Origin of the sequence: Mesomycoplasma ovipneumoniae (assembly GCF_024758565.1) — a bacterium.
GTDB lineage: Bacteria > Bacillota_I > Bacilli_A > Mycoplasmatales > Metamycoplasmataceae > Mesomycoplasma > Mesomycoplasma ovipneumoniae_B.
Genome location: NZ_CP079199.1, coordinates 60242 through 78850, shown reverse-complemented (window position 1 = coordinate 78850; position 18609 = coordinate 60242). Strand labels below are relative to the sequence as shown.

General features: G+C 27.1%; 11 protein-coding genes and 1 pseudogene. 7 read left to right on the top strand and 5 right to left on the bottom strand.

The features are described from left to right. Window positions 1-67: 67 nt before the first annotated feature. Genes KW512_RS00195 through KW512_RS00185 form a run of 3 tightly spaced genes read right to left on the bottom strand, consistent with a single transcriptional unit; the run spans window position 68 to window position 3374 of the window. Window positions 68-1030: a hypothetical protein gene (locus KW512_RS00195; protein ID WP_258841517.1), complete on the bottom strand. Its 963-nt coding sequence runs from the start codon at window positions 1028-1030 to the stop codon at window positions 68-70. A 14-nt stretch (window positions 1031-1044) separates the two neighbouring features. Then, window positions 1045-2010, bottom strand: a complete 966-nt coding sequence (locus KW512_RS00190) for a DnaD domain protein (RefSeq protein WP_258841516.1) — start codon at window positions 2008-2010, stop codon at window positions 1045-1047. 20 nt (window positions 2011-2030) lie between these two features. Then, window positions 2031-3374 carry an HAD-IIB family hydrolase gene (locus KW512_RS00185; RefSeq protein ID WP_258841515.1) on the bottom strand — a complete coding sequence of 448 codons (1344 nt, stop codon included), beginning with the start codon at window positions 3372-3374 and terminating at the stop codon, window positions 2031-2033. 158 nt (window positions 3375-3532) lie between these two features. Between KW512_RS00185 and KW512_RS00180 the strand changes: the two genes are divergently transcribed. Genes KW512_RS00180 through hinT form a run of 3 tightly spaced genes read left to right on the top strand, consistent with a single transcriptional unit; the run spans window position 3533 to window position 7619 of the window. Then, entirely contained in the window at window positions 3533-5641 is a 2109-nt protein-coding gene (locus KW512_RS00180; protein WP_258841514.1) for a HinT-interacting membrane complex protein P80, read from the top strand. Between the two features lie 15 nt (window positions 5642-5656). After that, window positions 5657-7258: a HinT-interacting membrane complex lipoprotein P60 gene (locus tag KW512_RS00175; RefSeq protein WP_258841513.1), complete on the top strand. Its 1602-nt coding sequence runs from the start codon at window positions 5657-5659 to the stop codon at window positions 7256-7258. 25 nt (window positions 7259-7283) lie between these two features. Then, window positions 7284-7619, top strand: coding sequence for a histidine triad protein HinT (gene hinT / locus KW512_RS00170; RefSeq protein ID WP_258841512.1), 336 nt, complete (start codon window positions 7284-7286; stop codon window positions 7617-7619). A gap of 851 nt (window positions 7620-8470) precedes the next feature. Here hinT and KW512_RS00165 read toward each other — a convergent pair. Continuing rightward, entirely contained in the window at window positions 8471-10219 is a 1749-nt protein-coding gene (locus KW512_RS00165; protein ID WP_258841511.1) for an Mhp366/Mhp367 family surface (lipo)protein, read from the bottom strand. A 142-nt stretch (window positions 10220-10361) separates the two neighbouring features. Between KW512_RS00165 and KW512_RS00160 the strand changes: the two genes are divergently transcribed. Next, window positions 10362-11903, top strand: coding sequence for an APC family permease (locus KW512_RS00160; RefSeq protein WP_258841510.1), 1542 nt, complete (start codon window positions 10362-10364; stop codon window positions 11901-11903). Between the two features lie 1371 nt (window positions 11904-13274). Next, window positions 13275-13850 carry a hypothetical protein gene (locus tag KW512_RS00155; RefSeq protein WP_258841508.1) on the top strand — a complete coding sequence of 192 codons (576 nt, stop codon included), beginning with the start codon at window positions 13275-13277 and terminating at the stop codon, window positions 13848-13850. Window positions 13851-13956: 106 nt separating this feature from the next. Here the strand turns inward: KW512_RS00155 and KW512_RS00150 are convergent, their stop codons facing one another. Beyond that, a complete protein-coding gene (locus KW512_RS00150; protein ID WP_258841507.1) occupies window positions 13957-15204 on the bottom strand; it encodes an IS3 family transposase in 1248 nt (415 codons plus the stop codon). 47 nt (window positions 15205-15251) lie between these two features. Between KW512_RS00150 and KW512_RS00145 the strand changes: the two are divergent. After that, window positions 15252-16469 (top strand): annotated as a pseudogene (locus KW512_RS00145) (hypothetical protein); the annotation flags it as partial. A 255-nt stretch (window positions 16470-16724) separates the two neighbouring features. Next, window positions 16725-18506, top strand: coding sequence for a hypothetical protein (locus tag KW512_RS00140; RefSeq protein ID WP_258841506.1), 1782 nt, complete (start codon window positions 16725-16727; stop codon window positions 18504-18506). Window positions 18507-18609: the final 103 nt, after the last annotated feature.

Sequence of the window (18609 nt, the reverse complement as noted above, 5' to 3'; positions counted from 1 at the left end):
TAAAAAAATATTTAATATCAATTTTTAGCCAAATTTTAAATATTTTATCCAAAATTAAAAAAAACAATTAATTATGTTCGTTTAGTCAGTCAAAGCCGTTTATTCCGTGATATTTAATAAGGTTAGGGATTTTTTGATTGCCACTTTTGTTATAAAAATCAGAATCAAAACTTAAAATTGTAAGTTTATTTGTGATTATTCTTTCGGCAATAATTTTTTCTAATTCAGCCAAAAATCAAGTTGTATAATTATTAATTATATCTAGTTCAACAATTAGAACATCCACATTTTTTAGTTTTTGGGTTAATTTGGTCTTGTTTTCGGTAATAAATTGGCAAATTTCAGACAAGTTAAAGTAGCCAACATTAATTTTTCGAATTGCAAAAAAAACAGTAAAACATTTCAAAAGTAAGGTTTGTGAAACACTATCTCAATTAGTTCAGTAAACCAAACTTTGGTTCATTTTGTTTTTATTTAAATAAATTTTAAATTTTTCTAATAAAGGTAAAATTTGCCCGAATTTTCCAATATTAAGTTGCTTCATAATTTTGACAAAATCTTTAAATTTAGGAAAACTTATTTCTGGCAAAAGTAAAAATTCAGCTCATTTTTTATTATCTTCTGATCAGAGAAAAATACATTTTCCTTCAAGTTTTCTTGTTTCAGGCGCCCTTATTATTTCAAATTTGTAATTAGGAAACTTTTCCCATTCAGTTGCTCGCCAAAAAAGGTCTAAATTTTCGTAATACTCATTTTTATCAATTTTGAGTTGTTTAATTCAACTGGCAAATTTTGGATTTTTAAGAGCTGATTCATAATCTAAATCTAAAAATTTATAATCTAAATTTGCTGATATTTGATCATTTTTAAGGTTATTTTTATCATTTTTAATAACTTGATTATTTTTAAGACTATCATGATCATCGTTACTTAAAATTTTCTCTAAAACGTTAATAAGTGATTTTGCTATCTCTTTGTTGTTGGAATTACTGCTAGTTGTTTTTTTAGTTTTTGGGTGAATTTCTGTCATATTTTACTTAATTTTTAATTAATTTCATTTTCATCAATAAATCAGGAAATTGTATTTATCATTTCAGGCGTTTCAACTTTTGATTTTTTAGGACTTTTTGTTTTAGAGATTTTTTTAGCACTTGATTCAAGTTCAATTATTTTTTTAGTTTTTGCACTTTCAAATTTATTTTTATTATTTATTTTTGTTCTAAAAATCTCTTCAAGTTCAATTTCAACATCTGAACCACTAATAATTTGATCATCTCACAAATTATCAAGAATCTTTTTAATATAATTAAATTTTACTTGATTGCCAACTTTAAAACAATATTCAATAACATTATTAATCGCTCAATTAGAAAAACTTCTTTCTTCGACATATTTCAATAATGCATTCCGAAGTCGCGGTCTCATTGAATTTCCAGTTAAAAATAAGTGGTATTTTTCAAAGTTTAACTCTTTTTTTGCTTCATTTTTGTCGATATTTTTAACACAATTAAAAATAGTTGAAATGTTTTGGTTGTTCTGTCCAAAAATTTCATAAAATTTTTTTGAAAGATTATGGAATTTATCAGTCTCAATTTGTCTAAACTCAAATTTTTCAAAATTATTTTTAAATTTTGATATCAAACTTAAGTATCTTTTATCAGTAATTTTTTCAGTGATTAGTGGTTTTAAATAAGGATTTTTGTCAATTTGCTCAGAATTTAAAGGTTTTTTTATTTCAATTAAATATTTTTCTTTTTGGGAATCATAAAAGGTTTGAATTAAATTTAAACATTCCAAAATTTCACGAGTTTTATTAAAATTATCAAGGCTAATACTGTAAATTTTGTCCAAAAAATCAAAGTTAATCGGCTCGTTTGTGTTTTTGATAGTTAAAAAATATTGGAACAAAAGATAACCTTGAAATTTAACAACGGGAAAATAAAAATATAACAAATTATTTAAATCATTTTGATCAAAATCAGAATTTGAAATTACATAGTAGGAATGCATAGCAAAGTGAAATTGTAGCCCTATTTAAAAATTTTTGTGAAAAATTTTGGGAAAAATGATGGTCTTTTTCACTTTGAATTTGAGATTTTGACATTATAAAATTTTATTTTATTGCCATTTAATGCCTGGTTTTTTTGTCAAACTTCTTTTTTGACCTTTTTGGCTTTAATGTTTAAAAGTAATTGTTTCCTTGATGTGCTAATTCAGACTGTTTTTCAAAAAAACGCCTGAAAATCGGCATTTTTCGTCCATAAATTAGGTATTTCGACAAAATGGTAATAATTGTTTCTTAAATGCTCTTCTAAAATTGGATAGATTTTCTGTTCAATAAAATCACGATTTTGTTGGCTTTCAACCATAAAATCGCGAAGTTTATTTTTATCTAGGACATTATTATGAATAAAATCAGGTTTAAACTTTTTAACTATTTCAAAACATGGGTTATTTTCTGAAAAACAATTAAAATAAAATTCATCTGTATACAAAACAGAATATCCAAATTTTTCAACTGCTTTTAAAAAAGTTGTTTTCCCACTTGCGTAAAACCCAACTATTGCGATAGATTTTGGGTTGAAAATGAAATTTTCAAGCGCTTTTGCTACCCCGAATTTTCTTTTATAGCCGATAATATGAGCATGTTTTTTTAGTTTTCTGGGCGAATTTTTCATCAAAATTAACGTTTGGACAATATTTTTTGTTGAAATGTCATTTTCAGAATCGCCAATATGAAATGAATAATTTAGTGAGATATTAGCAACTTTTGAGATAAAAACGGCGGCTTGACCTTTTGAGGCATTAAAATCGGTAATTTCAATAACAAATCCCTTTTCAATAGTATAAATTTGGATTTTTTCAGAAAAAAATTCCTCAAGAAATTTTCTAAATTTACTTATTTTAAAAATATTAGGTGAAAAAAGCAAAATTTTTTTGACACTTTTTGGTAAATCAACTTTGTTAATGTTTTTTACTTGAAGATTTGAAAAAAGCTTTGAAAAAAGATACAAAAAGCTTTTTGAAGGAGAAAAAACAATTTTTGAATCAAATGAAATTGATATATTTCATTTTTTCGCAAAAGAGAGAATTTGTTCTACAATTTTTTGATTAATGGGGGATTCAAAGATTAAATTTAGATTCTGGTCATAAATTTCGGCGCCATTTTGACAAACATAAAAATTTGCAGAAATTTTTTTGCCAATATTAACAATATCAGTGGAAAATTTTCTTCCTGTTGAAATTACAATTTTACATTCTTTTGCCAATTTTCTTACTGAATGCAAATTTGTATCTGAAATTTGGGCGTTTTTCCCCTTTCCAATGTCTAAAAGGGTACCATCAAGATCGATAAAAGCAATTTTATAGAACATATTTAAACCAAATTTGCAATATTTTCAGCAAAATTATATAAAAAATGCTAAAATTATATAATATTTTAATAAGTGTTTTTTCTAGTTGAAAAAATGTTTTTTAATATTACTAAATTATAATATAATTTTGAGTTTTAGTACAAATTAAGGATTTATTTATGAAAAAGCAAAATATATTTCAAAAGATTGCCAATTTGAATTCAGATTCAAGAAAAAAACCACAAGAAAAAGCGCCAGCTAAAGCCAAAAAAATTTGAATTCCAATTACTTTGACTGCCGGCTTTTTAACTGTAATTGGCCTTGGGGTTGGAATTCCTTTGTCTTATTCAAGTGGTGGTACAAATCATCTAGAAATCCGCGATCCTAAATCCGATATAGTAATTCTTAAGTCCCCTATTTCAGACAAAAATATCAAAGTTGAAGAATTATTGAGTGTTTTTAAATCTGACAATTCAAAACAGCGCGATGATCTTCGCGAAGCTCAAAAATATTTAATTGAATTTTTATATAATCAAGAATATGAAGCATCCAAAGTCTTTCAAGCAGCCTGGGATAACACAAACACTGACAAAACTCAAGGAAATTCCCGCCGGTTTACATTACAATCCTTTAATGAAATACGTCAATCCCAACGAAATTTTCTTAACGATGAGCGTAGTAGATACCAAACCACTTTTGGCTTTAATAATTGAGAGACTGAATTCAATAAGTATTTAAATTCAGATCCACGTTTTAATAATGCTGTTAATATTGACCAAGCAGTTGAGGCTCTTTCAATTAATGCAGCACAAGATGTCGCTTTTGCCCGTTTTAAATTGGGAATTAATAAAAATTTTACTAAAAGTGATATTGAAGATCGAATTTTGAAAGATGATATTAAGGACGAAAAAGGACAAGTAGTTTATAAAAAAGGCGAAAAATTATTTGCTGGCTTAATTGAGATCGGCAAAAACGGCTTTGGTCCAAATATTGTTAGTCCAAACCCGACTTCAGTGTCAAATGATCCTAAAATTTCCGCTTTTATTACTAACTCTTTTATTAAGGAATATGTAAATCCGACTAAAATAATTAACGAAATTTATTTTGATCCAAAAGCGCCTTTGGCCGGAAATTTCAACTTTTTTGAAATTTCTCAAATTTCAATTAATGCAAAACCAAATCCAAGAGATGCAAAATCTCCTTGAAGTGTTGATAAAAAAACTCTCCAAGAACTTTTAACTTATAAAGTTTTAAAAACAAGTTCTGAATCATCACTTGCTGAGCAAGTTAGCAATAATTTGGAACTAATTGAAAATTTTAAAGGTGGAAATTCTACTGATCCAACCCAAAATAATCAAGACAAAATTCTACTTTCTACTTTAGATTATGAAAATAATAAAAGAAGTGCTGAAATTTTAGGTCAACTTCCGATTGCCTCACTTAGTCAAACTTTAATAAATAATGAAGCTGGCTATATTTTTGCTTTTTTAGAAAATGCAAGCTCAAGCGTGCCAAAACAAAAACTATTTAGCAAAACTTTAATGGAAAAACTTAAAGATTTACTTTTTAAAAATGCCCCAAGTTTGCTTGTTGATCCATCTGAGTTAAATTCTAAGCCAATTAGTGAAATTAGAAGTTTAAATCAACGGCTTCATTCATATATTCAAGGACTTTCTGATAATGAACTTACTCAGGCAGGGAAAGCTTTTTTAGAAACTTTTGGTGTAGATGAAAATGATTATCGTACTCATTTAGTTTATAATTTAGGTGATAATTTGAAATTAGTGCTTGATTCTAAAGGGATGAAAGTTTTGAGTTTAAATAAAATTAGTAGCCTTGAGGAATTTAACAAAATAATTTCTCACCAATTGCAATTAAACGCTAATAATCAAGTTGACTCAAAACAAAATTCAACAATAAACATGAGTCAGCTTTTTGCCGATATTTCGAATAATAATTTTATTCAGTCACTTTTAGTTCGTGATGCAAATTATCAAAAACAACTTTTAGAGTCAAAAAAAACGACAGTTGAGCAAGAAAAAACCGACTTTTTAAATTCAGTTTTACAATCGTCTGAAAATTTTTTGAATTTTTACGTTCTTTCTCAAGTTTTAAATATTAACCAAAAGTTACAAGATTATATTTCTAATGCAACTTTAAATGATTTAAGCGCAGATTTTTGGTATAATAATCAAAAAGAACGTTGGGAATTGAAAGCCGATCCATCAAAAGAGTTGCGTCAGGCGATAATTGACAAACTTGAAAGTCTTTTTCGATTTAGTCGCTAGTTGAAAGGAAAATTTGTGAAAAATCACCCCAAAAAAAACAAATTTTTAAAAAAATTACCGTTTTTCTTAGTTGTAGGCACATCTTTTAGTGCTTTAGTTTCTTGTGCTGTTAATGTTGATTCGTCCGAAAGGATTGAAGAAGACCGAAGAATAAGTTCAAATGATGTTAAGGATTTTGTTGAAAATGCCTATGTTGAAAATATTTTAGCTCAAAATATTTTCAAAACCGGTTCAAATTCACTTGCTAGCGAATTTAGAAATACAAATTCGCAATTTTTTGCAGAAGCAAAAGCTGCTTTTGATTTTTACCAAAACTACCAAATTAGTTTGGATCCAACTTATAGTTTAAAATTCATTGCCCAATTACAAAGTACTAATGCAATTTCAGCCAGTGATTTTGCACTTTTATCACCTCAGGTTGGTTATAATAAGACTTTTAATGATCAAGCTTTTATTGTTTTATACAATAATTTTTCAACCGGAATTGCGCGTGAAATAAATAAAATGTTGCTAGTTAAGGCTTATTTAACTCAACTTGATCAACCAAATTTAATTAAGGATTCGCAAATTTATAAAGATGGTATTTCAGCGAGAACATCCTTTACATCACGGCAAATTTTTCAAAATATTGATCCAAATTCACCAGATTTTTTTCTAATTCACTTAATGTTAACAAAAAATCCGGTTCAAGTTTGGCAATTTGAATCAAACGACCCAAATAGTATAAGTACTTTTTCGCAACTAAAAATTAAAGATACTAATACTTTTAACACACTTTTACGTAGCGAAAATATTAATTCTAGATTAACTCGCAAAGAGCAAGAATTTGAAAAACTCGGAAAAAATGACGACATTGATACAACATTATTGCTTGGATATGCTGGAATTCTGTACCGTCAAAATGCTTCTTTAGGTGATTTATCTTTCCAATTTAATGATCTTAGAACTCAAGGCCAAACTAAATCTGGTTTTTTAGATCCAACTTCAAATCTTCTTTGGTCAGCTAAAGATTTCCAGAATTTTAACTTAATTAACCAAGCAAAAATGTTTCCTGTTGAGCTAAGTCCAAATTTTGACCGCAAAAAAACTAAAGATCAAGTTCAAATTTCTGACTTTGAGATCAAAATTCCTACCCAGATTTCAGGAATATCATATAAAATTAAAAACGTAATTCCGACAAAAGATAATGATGCTAATAAATTTGCTGTTGGTGTTATTGTCGAAATTAGTATAAATTCATCAAAATTTTATTACAATGTTGATGTTAGTTGGGATGAGAATAGAACTTTTTATAATCCTCAAATAAATGCTGAAGGTCAAGATTTACCAAAAATTGATACTGGAATTCCGGCGGTTAGCTCTGACTTGTCAAAAATATCCGTCAAATATTATAATAAATTAGCTCCTCTATATGATAAAATTGTTCAAGAAAATAACACAAAACAAGTCTACTTTTCGCTTGAAAATACACCTTGAAATACCCAACAAGAAAAAACAAAACTAGCTTATTCATTATATCTTGCTGATCAAGGGGGAATTTTCCGTGATGCTAAAAACTTTTTTGAATCAATTGGGTATAAAATCGAAACTAAGGATCCAATTGTAAAAATTAGTTAATTGTTAGAAAACTTTAGGGGAAAAAATGGAAAATACAACATTATTTTTAGATATTATTGCAAAAAAATCACCAGCAAAAATTATTTTTGAAGATGATCAAGTTATCGCTTTTCTTGACAAGTTTCCGGTTTCACCTGGCCATTTTTTAGTTGTACCTAAAAAATATTCACGAAATTTATTTCACATTTCTGATGAAGATCTTACTTATTTAGTAAAAATTGCAAGAAAATTAGCATTAGACCAAATTAAGCAGCTTGGCGCAACCGGTTTTAGACTTCAAGTTAATAACGAAAAAGATGCAAAACAAACAATTTTTCACACGCACATTCACATTATTCCGTTTTATAAAAAAGAAGAATAATTATAACTATTTCCCCTTTTTTGAATTAAATCTCAAAAAAGGGGAATTTTATTTTACATAAAGTTTCAAAATTCTTTCAACTAAATTATAATTTTTCCCGAGTTTCCCAGTTTGATAAGACTATTTTAAAAAAGTGTCCTGGTTTAGTTTTGGGTGCTTTTTTAACTTTTTTGGCAAACTCAGGAGAAATAACTATCAAGGCAAAAACACTGAATTTTAAACTAACAACCATAAAAGAAAATGTACTTACTAATCAAATAAGGCAAACTAAAAAAAGCTAAAATTTTAACTTAAAAAGTAAAATTATGAAATTTTTAAACACTGCTTTTTTAGTTTAAAACACTGGCAAAAATCAATTTATCGATAAAATAACAAAAATCATAAAAAAATACAACTACTATTTAAACTCAATGTAAATAGAAAACTCATTTTTATTTACATTGAGCCTAAAAAATATATGAAGTTTTGAAAGAACAATAATTAAAAGCCCTAAATTTATAGATTTCTAAACGGTCAAATTTAAGGCATACCATCATATTTAAAAATATAATGGAAAATTCGCACTATCTCATTTTATTACGCAAAAAACATAACTAATCCCCCCCCTTAATTCAATATAAAATTTATTAATTTATTCTTAAGTGAGAGTAATTATACCTTAATTTTTTCTCAAACCAAGCATTTTTTTTTTTTTTTTGTAAAAGGTTAATTTTGAACTAATAAAAATTAAGATTTTAGGGCAAAAACACGGATTTACCGTTATTTTTGCATATTTATATTCGCTAAAAAGTGAATTTTTGCCATCAAGCTGGCAAACTCAGGTTTGACTAAAATCTCAAAAAAAGGGAATTTTATTTTACATAAAGTTTCAAAATTCTTTCGACTAAATTATAATTTCTTGCTCTTAGAGCGATTCCGGAAGTCAAGTGGGAAGTAAGCCCGAATTGATCATAAAAAAGTGAATTGACATTGCCATTTACAGTTAAAATTGAACGATTAATAAAAGCAAGACTTCCATCTGCGTTAAAAATTCCGCTTCCTGATGCTCCAGGTCCATTTGTTGCAAAAAAATTAGCGGCAATTAAACGTGGGTCACCATTATCTCGGCGAAAATTTACCCCTTTAAAAACATTTTTTGAAAATAAATTATTTGCCCAAAACATCCCTATTTTTGTTGTATAGTCAAAATCGCCATCATCTCAAATCCGGTCTGAAATTTTCAACGGCGGGAATTTTGAAATTTTTTGTCAATATTTTTTAAATTCAGCAAAACTGTCGACAAAATTTTGGAATTTACCGTTTTGAAGCGAATAAGTTGAATTTATAAAATCTTGTTGGTGTTCGCTAAAATATTTTATAAGTTTATCAACATCATTTATAAATTTTGAATAATTAAAATAAAAAACCGCAATGTCAAAGTCGTAATTGTCTCATTCAGCCAGTTCAAAATAATTTTGATACAAATTTTCCATATATTCATCAATTTTTGGATTACTTTGTGGACTAAATGGCAAGCTAGGTACTCCATTTTTTAATTTCTCTTCCTGTTCAAAAAGGCGAAATAAAATGCGATTATCTAGTTCTTTTATCTTAAAATCATCATAATATTGTAAAAACTTGATTAGTCTTCCATTTAGTTGGTTGTGACCAACTTTTTTATTCATTAGTTTTCAAAAAGGAATTTTGGTATTTCCTGGGTGAATAACGTGAGCATTAGTTAAAAAAGCAGCTTTTTCGGAATTTGCGTTTAAAAAAATACCTGTTCCGGTCGCAAAGCGAATGTTTCTTGTGAAAATATTGGAAAATCTTTTTTGATCAAGACTATCAGAATTAAACCCAAATCAAGGTAAATTATAATAATTTCCTAAAGCGGGGCGGTTAAAATAAGCAAAATGATTTTGTTTAGCATTAATATCACCAACTAAATTTGGGTTCATTCTATCAAGTAAATAAACTTTTAAATTATCATTTTGCTGCCCAAGAAAGGTGTTTTGGTTTTCTTTTTTAACAACATTTTCCCAATTTCTAAGAAAATAGCGACTATAATTTGAAACTAGATTGTTTTGGGCTTTAAAATCATTTCTTTCAAGATCTGATAATAAATCTGTGCGGAAATTTCGTACCGATTTATTATTTACTTGAACAAAATCAAAAATAGGTTGAGTTTGTTCAAGTGATTCAAAATCATCTTTGATTTCAGGTTTAATTGCCGTGTCAGTTTGTATTTTTTCTGTTGTTTTTTCAGTTGTGTCTTTTGTTTCTTTAGAATCTGGTTTTAATGAATCGATTTTTTCTGGTTGTTTTTGGTCATCTTCATTAGTTTCAACTTTGGGCGGATTAATTTCAATTTCTGGCAGTTTAGTTTCAACTTCTGGCAAATTTTTTTCAACTTTTGATGGATCAGTTTCAACTTTGGGCGGATTAGTTTCAACTTTTGATGGATCAGTTTCAACTTTTGATGGATCAGTTTCAACTTTGGGCGGATTAGTTTTAACTTTGGGCGGATTAGTTCTTACTAACTCAATTTGCGAAGTGCAACTTATAACTACAAAAGGACTTAAAAAACCTAAATAAAACAGATATTTTGATAAGTTTTTCATAATATATCTCTCTATTAGTTATAAATCAGCAATTTTTAGATTTAAAATTCAAAAAATTACTTGGATTTTGTAAATTATACAATATAATTTTAAAATATTCAAAATTTTATCAACTTATAATTTAATTAAAAAAGGAAATCACATGAAAATTCAAAGCGCCCGAAAACTTGGTTTTTTTGCAGCCTTATCAATGCTTGTTGGCTCAGTTGTTGGAATCGGAATTTTTTTCAAAAATAATAGCATCGCAGCAACCACTAATAACAATGGCTATGCTTGACTTTTTGCTTGAATTATTGGAGGAATAATTTCGCTTTTTGCTGCAATTAGTTTTTCTGAAATTAGCTTTTTAAAACAAACCAAACTAAATGGGCTAGCAAACTGGTCCTACCAAATTGGCGGCAAAAAAAGTGGTTATTTTGTCTTATTTAGTTATGGATTTTATTATTTAGGAATGCTAAGCCTAATTTTAGGAATCTATTCGTCTGAAATTACAATTTGGTTTATTGAGACAGCTAGTGATTCGACTTTCTCATTTCCGTTTTGAGCACACATATTATTAGGTACTTTTTTTACTATTTTGTTTGTAATAACAAATTATGTTTCTGTTAAATTTTCCGGATATATTGCCCTTGTTTCAACAGTTTTAAAATTTGTCCCATTAATTGTTGCCGTCTTTGCTGGAATTTTCTTCCCGACAACTCATAATGCCGGCGGTTCTAGTGCTTTTGAAGTAACTGAAAAAAATAGTTTTGATTTTTCAAAATTAATTCTTGCACTTCCAGCGGTTTTATTTGCTTATGATTCATTTCTTTCAGTTGGTTCAATTCACAATAAGGTTCAAAAAGCAAGTAAAAGAGTCCCTTTGATTATTATAGCGGGAATGATTTTGATTGTTACTGTTTATACTCTTATTGGTTTATCATCAGCACTGCATAATAAAGGAACAATTTCAGATCTAATTAGGGACGTTTTCCCAGCTGATGCAGCCCGTGGTATTAATATTTTTGTGGCATTTTTCCTTTTGATTTCAACATACGGGGTAACTAATTCTTTAAATGCAGCATTTGTAAATCAAGTTAGAGATCTTGTAAAATTAAATGCAATTGTTGGAGCTTATAGTTTAAAAAAGAAATATTCTAACGAAAAAGCTACAATTTTTTATCTTTTTATTACATTATTGTTTTGGGCACTTGTTATTTATATCCCTTCGCTAGCAATTAAACTTCCAAAAAAGGATGGATTAGGAACTGGGTATGGTAGTGATGTTATTGTTGATTCGATGTCCAATTTCCCTTCACTAATTTTCTTTGGTCTATATATGGCAATTATTGTCGCCTATTCACGCAAAAAAATAAAGTATCCTAATTCAATTGAGCGTAAAATTAACCCAAAATTATATTGAATTTCGGCAATAATTTCTTCAGGTTTAATTCTAATTGCCATTGTTGCCTTTATTTATTCACAAATTTATGCCGTTGCAACGCAAGCTAATTCTTCTTCTGGTGCTGGAGTTTTTGCTACTAATGGTTTAATGCTTACAAATATCGGTAGTTTTCTAATTTTTATTACACAAATATTGATATTTGTTTCTTTCCCTTATATTAATTACTTCTTAATCTCTAAAGTTGATAAATTTGATTTGTTTGATAATTTTGACTCAGCTAAAATTGAAAAATCTGACTAAAAATCAAATGTCTAAAGAAATTTATTTAACCTGTTTTTCATTTTTATTTATTTAAAAATAGTAATTTTGTTAGTTAAATTTATGTTTGCTTGCAAAAATGTGCCTCCTGAGTTTCCAAGTTTGATGAGATAATATTAAAAAAGTGTCCTGGTTTAGTTTTGGGCACTTTTTTAACTTTTTTGACAAACTCAGCAAAAATAACTATCAAGACAAAAACACTGGCAAAAATCAATTTATGGATAAAACAACAAAAATCATAAAAAAATACAACTACTATTTAAACTCAATGTAAAAAGAAAACTCGTTTTTATTTAAATTGAGCCTAAAAAAATATATGAAGTTTTGAAAGAACAATAACTAAAAGCCCTAAATTTATATAGATTTCTAAACGATTAAATTTAAGGCATTCCATCATATTTAAAAATATAATGGATAATTCGCATTTTCTGATTTTATCATGCAAAAAACATAACTAATTCCCCCTTAATTCAATATCAAATTTATTAATTATTCTTAGTGATGGTTATTATAACATAATTTTATTTTAGAACAAACATTTTTTTTTTTTTTTTGCAAAAGGTTGATTTTAAAATAATAAAAATTAAGATTTTAGGGCGAAAAAACGCGAATTTACGGCTATTTTTGCATATTTGTATTCACTAAATAAAAATGAATTTTTGCCATCAAACTGGGGAACTCAGAAAAATATACCTGAATTTTAGTGCAGTTTATTTTTAGCGATTGATTAACATAATAACTTATTCTTTTAAAAAACAAATTTTTAGGTATTTTTTCCTAAAAAATTTTTAATATATAGTATAATTATAAAAATAAAGAATTAATATCGTATATAAAAAAAGGAAAAACATGAAGAATAAGTTAAAGTTTTTTAAGTTTATTAGTAATATTGTCACTTTTTCTTGATTAAACCTAAGTGTTTTTGTGTCGCTTCGGCATTTTCAAAATAGAAAAAGATATTTAGATTTATTAAAGTCAAAAAATCACTAATTTTGATAATTTAGTGCAAATTTTTTAGCCAAAAACCAACAAAATTAGCTTGTTGTTACTGTGTGTATTAGAAAAGCCCAAACACATATAAACAGAACAAGCACTAATTTAACCCCTAATTTAGATGAAATTAAAACACAAATTAATCAAGATGCCTTTCTAATTTTAAATACATCTTTACTTGAATTTCTTAACAAAGAAAGTGAACTACATTCTGAAAGGGTGTACTAAAACTAAAATTTGAAGGCTATGTTGCTAAATTTAAGAACTTCAAAACCAAATTTGTGTTGAAAAATCTTCTTTTTTATAAATTACTATATTAATAATAAAAAATGTTAACCATTGAAAAGGTGAGTGTTTCTTATGAAAAACCAAGTAAATTTTTTAGCATTTAAGGCAAAAAAACAGTTAGAAAAACTAAAATATTTAGAAATTAATATTAAATCTTTTTGTTCAACTGATAATATGTTCAGTCACGAAGATTTTGGGCCTGATAATTGCCACGAGAAGTACCGAGGAATACCAAATTTTTTATGAGTTTACCTTACAGATAGTTGTTCTATTAGTAATAACCCAATCGAAACAGTTATTGGCATAAATTATAAACAAAATGATTATGTTTATAATTTAAAGTTAGAAGATATACTAAAAACTACTTTTTTTTCTAAAGAACTCATAAGTTTTCATTTCTACAACCAAATCAAACCCATAATCGATGAATGAGAAGATAGTATGCCTTGGCCATTTGCTGGAGGAGAGGAAAATGATTCTACAAAGCAAGGCTATTTTTCTGAAGGTTTGTATGACACTAAAGGTCGAAGAATGGTTGTTATTGCCTTTGAAAATTTTGGTGATAAGAAAAAATGTGAATTTTCAATTTCGTATCCTACCCTTTTTCGGGCAATTTTTAAATCAAAAAATAAACTAAAAGAAATTTAAATAAGTAGAAAAAGTTCCGACAATTAGTTTTTTTTCTATGATTTTGATTGCACCACTTTTGTTGATTTTTTTTAGCATGTTCATTTTAAAAAATTTGACAAATAATTTACCTCATATAATAACTTGGAGTTTTATATGATAAGCAACCTTGAGGCCTTTCATTGTTATACCAATCAATAAATTCACTTATTTTTTGATAAGCAATAGCCACATTTTCAAAATTTTCGCCCTCAATATTAAGCAATTCTCGTTGAAAAACCGCATAAAAATATTCAATAGGACGGTTTGCAAGGGCATTTCCTTTTGGTGACATTGATTGTTGGATACCATTTTGCTTTAAAAAATTAGCAAATTTGTAGTTCGCATATTCCACGCCATGATCTGAATGGAAAAATTTTGGTTTAATTTTATACTTTTTGATTGTTTCTTTTACTAAGTTTATAGTTTCTTCTGCAAATCTTGTTTTAGAAATTGAAAAATTGAGCAAGTAATTGGATTTTATTTCAATAATTGAGTGTAGGTAAAATCATTCGTTGTTAATTTTGATAAATTTAATATCAGCAAACCATTTTTCACCAAAATTTTCTGAGGAAAAGTCACCTTTGATATGATCTTCAGCCCAAATTCGTGTAAACTTTTTCTCTTTTGGCGCTGGTTTTCCTTGCTTTTTATAAGCAATTGATTTTAATCCTAAAAATTCGTAGTGCTTTTGAAAAACGTACGTGGATACATAATTTCCCTGACTTATGTAAATATTATATAGGACGTCGCGGCCTTTTACCTTTCGATACAAATAGAAATTTTCACGAATTCACTCAAGTAATTTTTCATCATAAGTCATTTTCTTTGGTGGTTTTTTCTCCCTTATTTTCTCATAAATCGAAGTGCGATTAACCTTAAAAACACTACAAATTCTAGTGGAATTTTCGATTTTCTTTTTATCTTGTTGTTGTTCTTGCTTTCGTTTTTTGAGTTCCTCAAGAATAATTGCGGGGTCAATCCCGGATTTTCTAAGAACACTCTCCACTATTTCTTGATAAATTCCACGATCATTTTCAGAAAGATCGTTAATTGTATATTTCTTTTTTGGTTTACGCGGAGATTTGATTTTTCCACGAGTACTTATCAAACTTTTCATATCATTATTATAAAACTTTTTTTGCCAATTTCTTATCAAATTATTGGCATATATATGCAACATTCATTCTTTACGTGCATATTTACTTTTCGATTTGCTTTTGTAAATTTCTCTAAATTCTTCAGCAAAATGCAAAATTGCGTTTTTTAACCCTTTAGATTCGGCAATTTTAATGTATTTAAATTTGTCTTCAATTGTGAATTTGTATTGTTTCATTTTGACACACCTTTTTTCGAATGGTCTGAAACTAGTATACTAATTTAAAACTAAAAGAAATTGAAAATTTAATTATCAAAGAAATTCACGAAAGCGTTCCTTATGCAAAGCCAAAAAATTTAGCAAATTATGATGAAAAAATCTTTGATTTTTTATCAAATAGATATGAATATAACTCAGAATTTCTAGATATAAATAAAGCATATTTAGGACAAAATGTAGAAAATATCTACAATTTGTTATTAAAAGAGAATTATAATTTTAGTGAAAAAACCCAAATCGAACCAATTCAAAATGTATTTACTTTTGAAACTTATGAGAATTTGCTTAAAAAATTTGAAAAATATGGGATTAAAAAACTCGATTTAAACATTGAAAATCGTGATAAATTTATTCTTAGTTGGTTTGATAAATTTGGACCGGAATATCGAAAGTATTGTAGTAAACTTTTTGGTGAAGAAGGTGAATATTATTATGATAATTTGAATAGATGGACAAATAAAATTGAATTTATCTATTTATTACAAATTTTATTTGGACCTAGATATGATGTAAATACTGAGTATTTTCATAGTGAACCTGATTTTTTCATTTTACCAAGTTGAGCTAAACTAAAACTGGAAAATTTCCAAATTTTTTACTTTGGTGGGGAAGAATATGGACTTTTTGATGAAATAATTGAACAATTTGACTCAAAAAAACCAGTTTTTTGATTTAAACCATATTATCGATCAGCTTATAGAACAAGTGTTGGTTGAATTTCGCCAATTTCCTTAAAAAATTTTATTTTATTGTATGTTGACGGCCAAAAAATTTACTACTGATTTGGACATTCAAATTTATATGATGATATTTATCAAGGTAAATACGAAATTTTAAAATATTATTTTAAACAAAAATTAGTCAAACTTGAACAAGATATTTTTCTGCGCGATAATCAAGATCCACCGTTCTTTATTTATTTTACAACAAATCACGATTATCTAACTAAAAATGTAATGGGGTCTTCAATCGAAGAACTAATTTTATTTCGTGATGCAGTGAAAAAATATGAACAAGAAACGCTTGATGATTACCTATCTTTTCGAAAATTTGTAAAAAATTCAAGTTTTTATAACGAGCAGGAAAAAGCATTAATTTTAGAACGACACTTTGATTTTTCTTGAGATTATGGTAGTAAAAATTGTTACTATGACGAAATAGAAAAAATAGATTTTCGTGGGTATAAAAGCAAAAAATATCTTGAAATGAAGGGAGAATCGTAGATCTTTTTGTTAATTAATAAATTTAATGATAAAAGATTTAAGTTTATTTTTAAAATTCTTAACTTGTTTTTCATTCTTATTTATTTAAAAGTAGGAATTTTGATAGTTAAATTTATGATTATTTGCAAAAATGTGGGGTGTGTTGTTGATTTTAGAGAACTTCCAAACCAAATTTGTGTTGAAAAATCTTCTTTTTTATAAATTACAATATTAATAATAAAAAAATGTTAAATATCCAAAAGGTGAGTGTTTCTTATGAAAAACCAAGTAAATTTAGTATCTAAGGCAAAAAAACAGTTAATTAAACTAAAATATATAGAACTTAATATTAAAAGTCGTTGTTCGATTCGAAACATGATTGAGGACGATGTTAATTTATCGCTTGATTGTAAATATGATGATGATGATGATTTTGCATTTCCAATTTTTTTAGCCAATTACCTTCACTACGGCTTCAATCCTAATCATATTGAAAGAATTATTAGCTTAAATTATAAACAAGAAGATTATGTTTATAATTTAAAACTAGAAGATATCCCAAAAAGTGCGTTTTTTTCCAAAAAACTCAATAATTTTCATTTTTATAATGATATTAGGTGTTTAATTGGCGGTTGAGCAAACATTGAATATTGTGAAAAAAATGGAAAAGAAAATCTTCGTCTTATCTCTGAACTTTATTCTTCATGTGATTCATACGATGGTAAAGGTTTTGAAGAGGTTGTTGTTGTCTTTGAAAACTTTGATGATATTGGAAAATGCGAATTTTCAATCTCTTATCCGGCTATTTTTTGAAAAATATTTAAATCAAAAACCGAATTAAGAGAAATTGAAGCTTTAATTATTAAGGAAATTCAGGAAAGTGTTCCTTATGCAAAACCAAAAAATTTATCAAATTACCATGAAAAAATCTTTGATTTTTTATCAAATAGATATGAATATGGCGCAAAGTTTGTAGATATAAATAAAGCATATTTAGGACAAAATGTAGAAAATATCTACAATTTGTTATTAAAAGAGAATTATAATTTTGGCGAAAAAACCCAAATCGAACCAATTCAAAATGTATTTACGTTTGAAACTTATGAAAATTTGCTTAAAAAATTTGATAAATACGGGATTAAAAAGCTTAATTTAAACATTGAAAATCGTGATAAATTTATTCTTAGTTGATTTGATAAATTTGGTCCAGAATATCGAAAGTATTGCATCAAACTTTTTGGTAAAGTCGGCCAAACCTATTATGATCATGCGAATAATTGGACAAATAAAATCGAATTAATCTATTTGTTGCAAATTTTATTTGGTCCTAAATATTGAGTTGAAGATTGAGATTTTGATTATCCTACTGAACCTGATTTTTTTATTTTGCCAAGCTGAGCAAAATTAAAACTTGAAAATTTCGAAATTTTTTACTTTGGTGGACAAGAATATGGTCTTTTTGATGAAATAATTTCCCAATTTGACTCAAAAAAGCCAGTTTTTTGATTTCAACCATATTACTACTCCGCCTATGGGGGTGGTGATGCATGGATTATGCCAATTGCATTAAAAAATTTCATTTTATTGTATGTTGATGGTGAAAAAATTTACTACTGATTTGGACATTCAAATTTATATGATGATATTTATCAAGGTAAATACGAAATTTTAAAATATTATTTTAAACAAAAATTAGTCAAACTTGAACAAGATATTTTTCTGCGTGATAGCATGGATCCGGCCTTCTTTGTTTCTAGATCACCAATGCAAATTGATTTAGATAAAAATGTGATCGAATCATCTATGGAAGAATTAATTTTATATCGGGATGCGTTGAATAAATATCTAAAAGAAATAGACCATGAATTTGGGTATTTTACAGACTTTCTAGAAAATACTAATTTATATAGCCAACAAGAAAAAGAATTAATTTTAGAAACACACGGTCCCATTTCTTGAGATAGCGATGATAAAACTAAATATTATAATGAAATTGCAAGAGTAGATTTTCGCGGTTATAAAAGCAAAAAATTTATTGAGATAGAAGGAGAATCGTAGATCTTTTTGTTAATTAATAAATTTAAAGACAAAAGATTTAAGTTTATTTTTAAAATTCATAACTTGTTTTTCATTTTTATCTATTTAAAAAAGCAATTTTGTC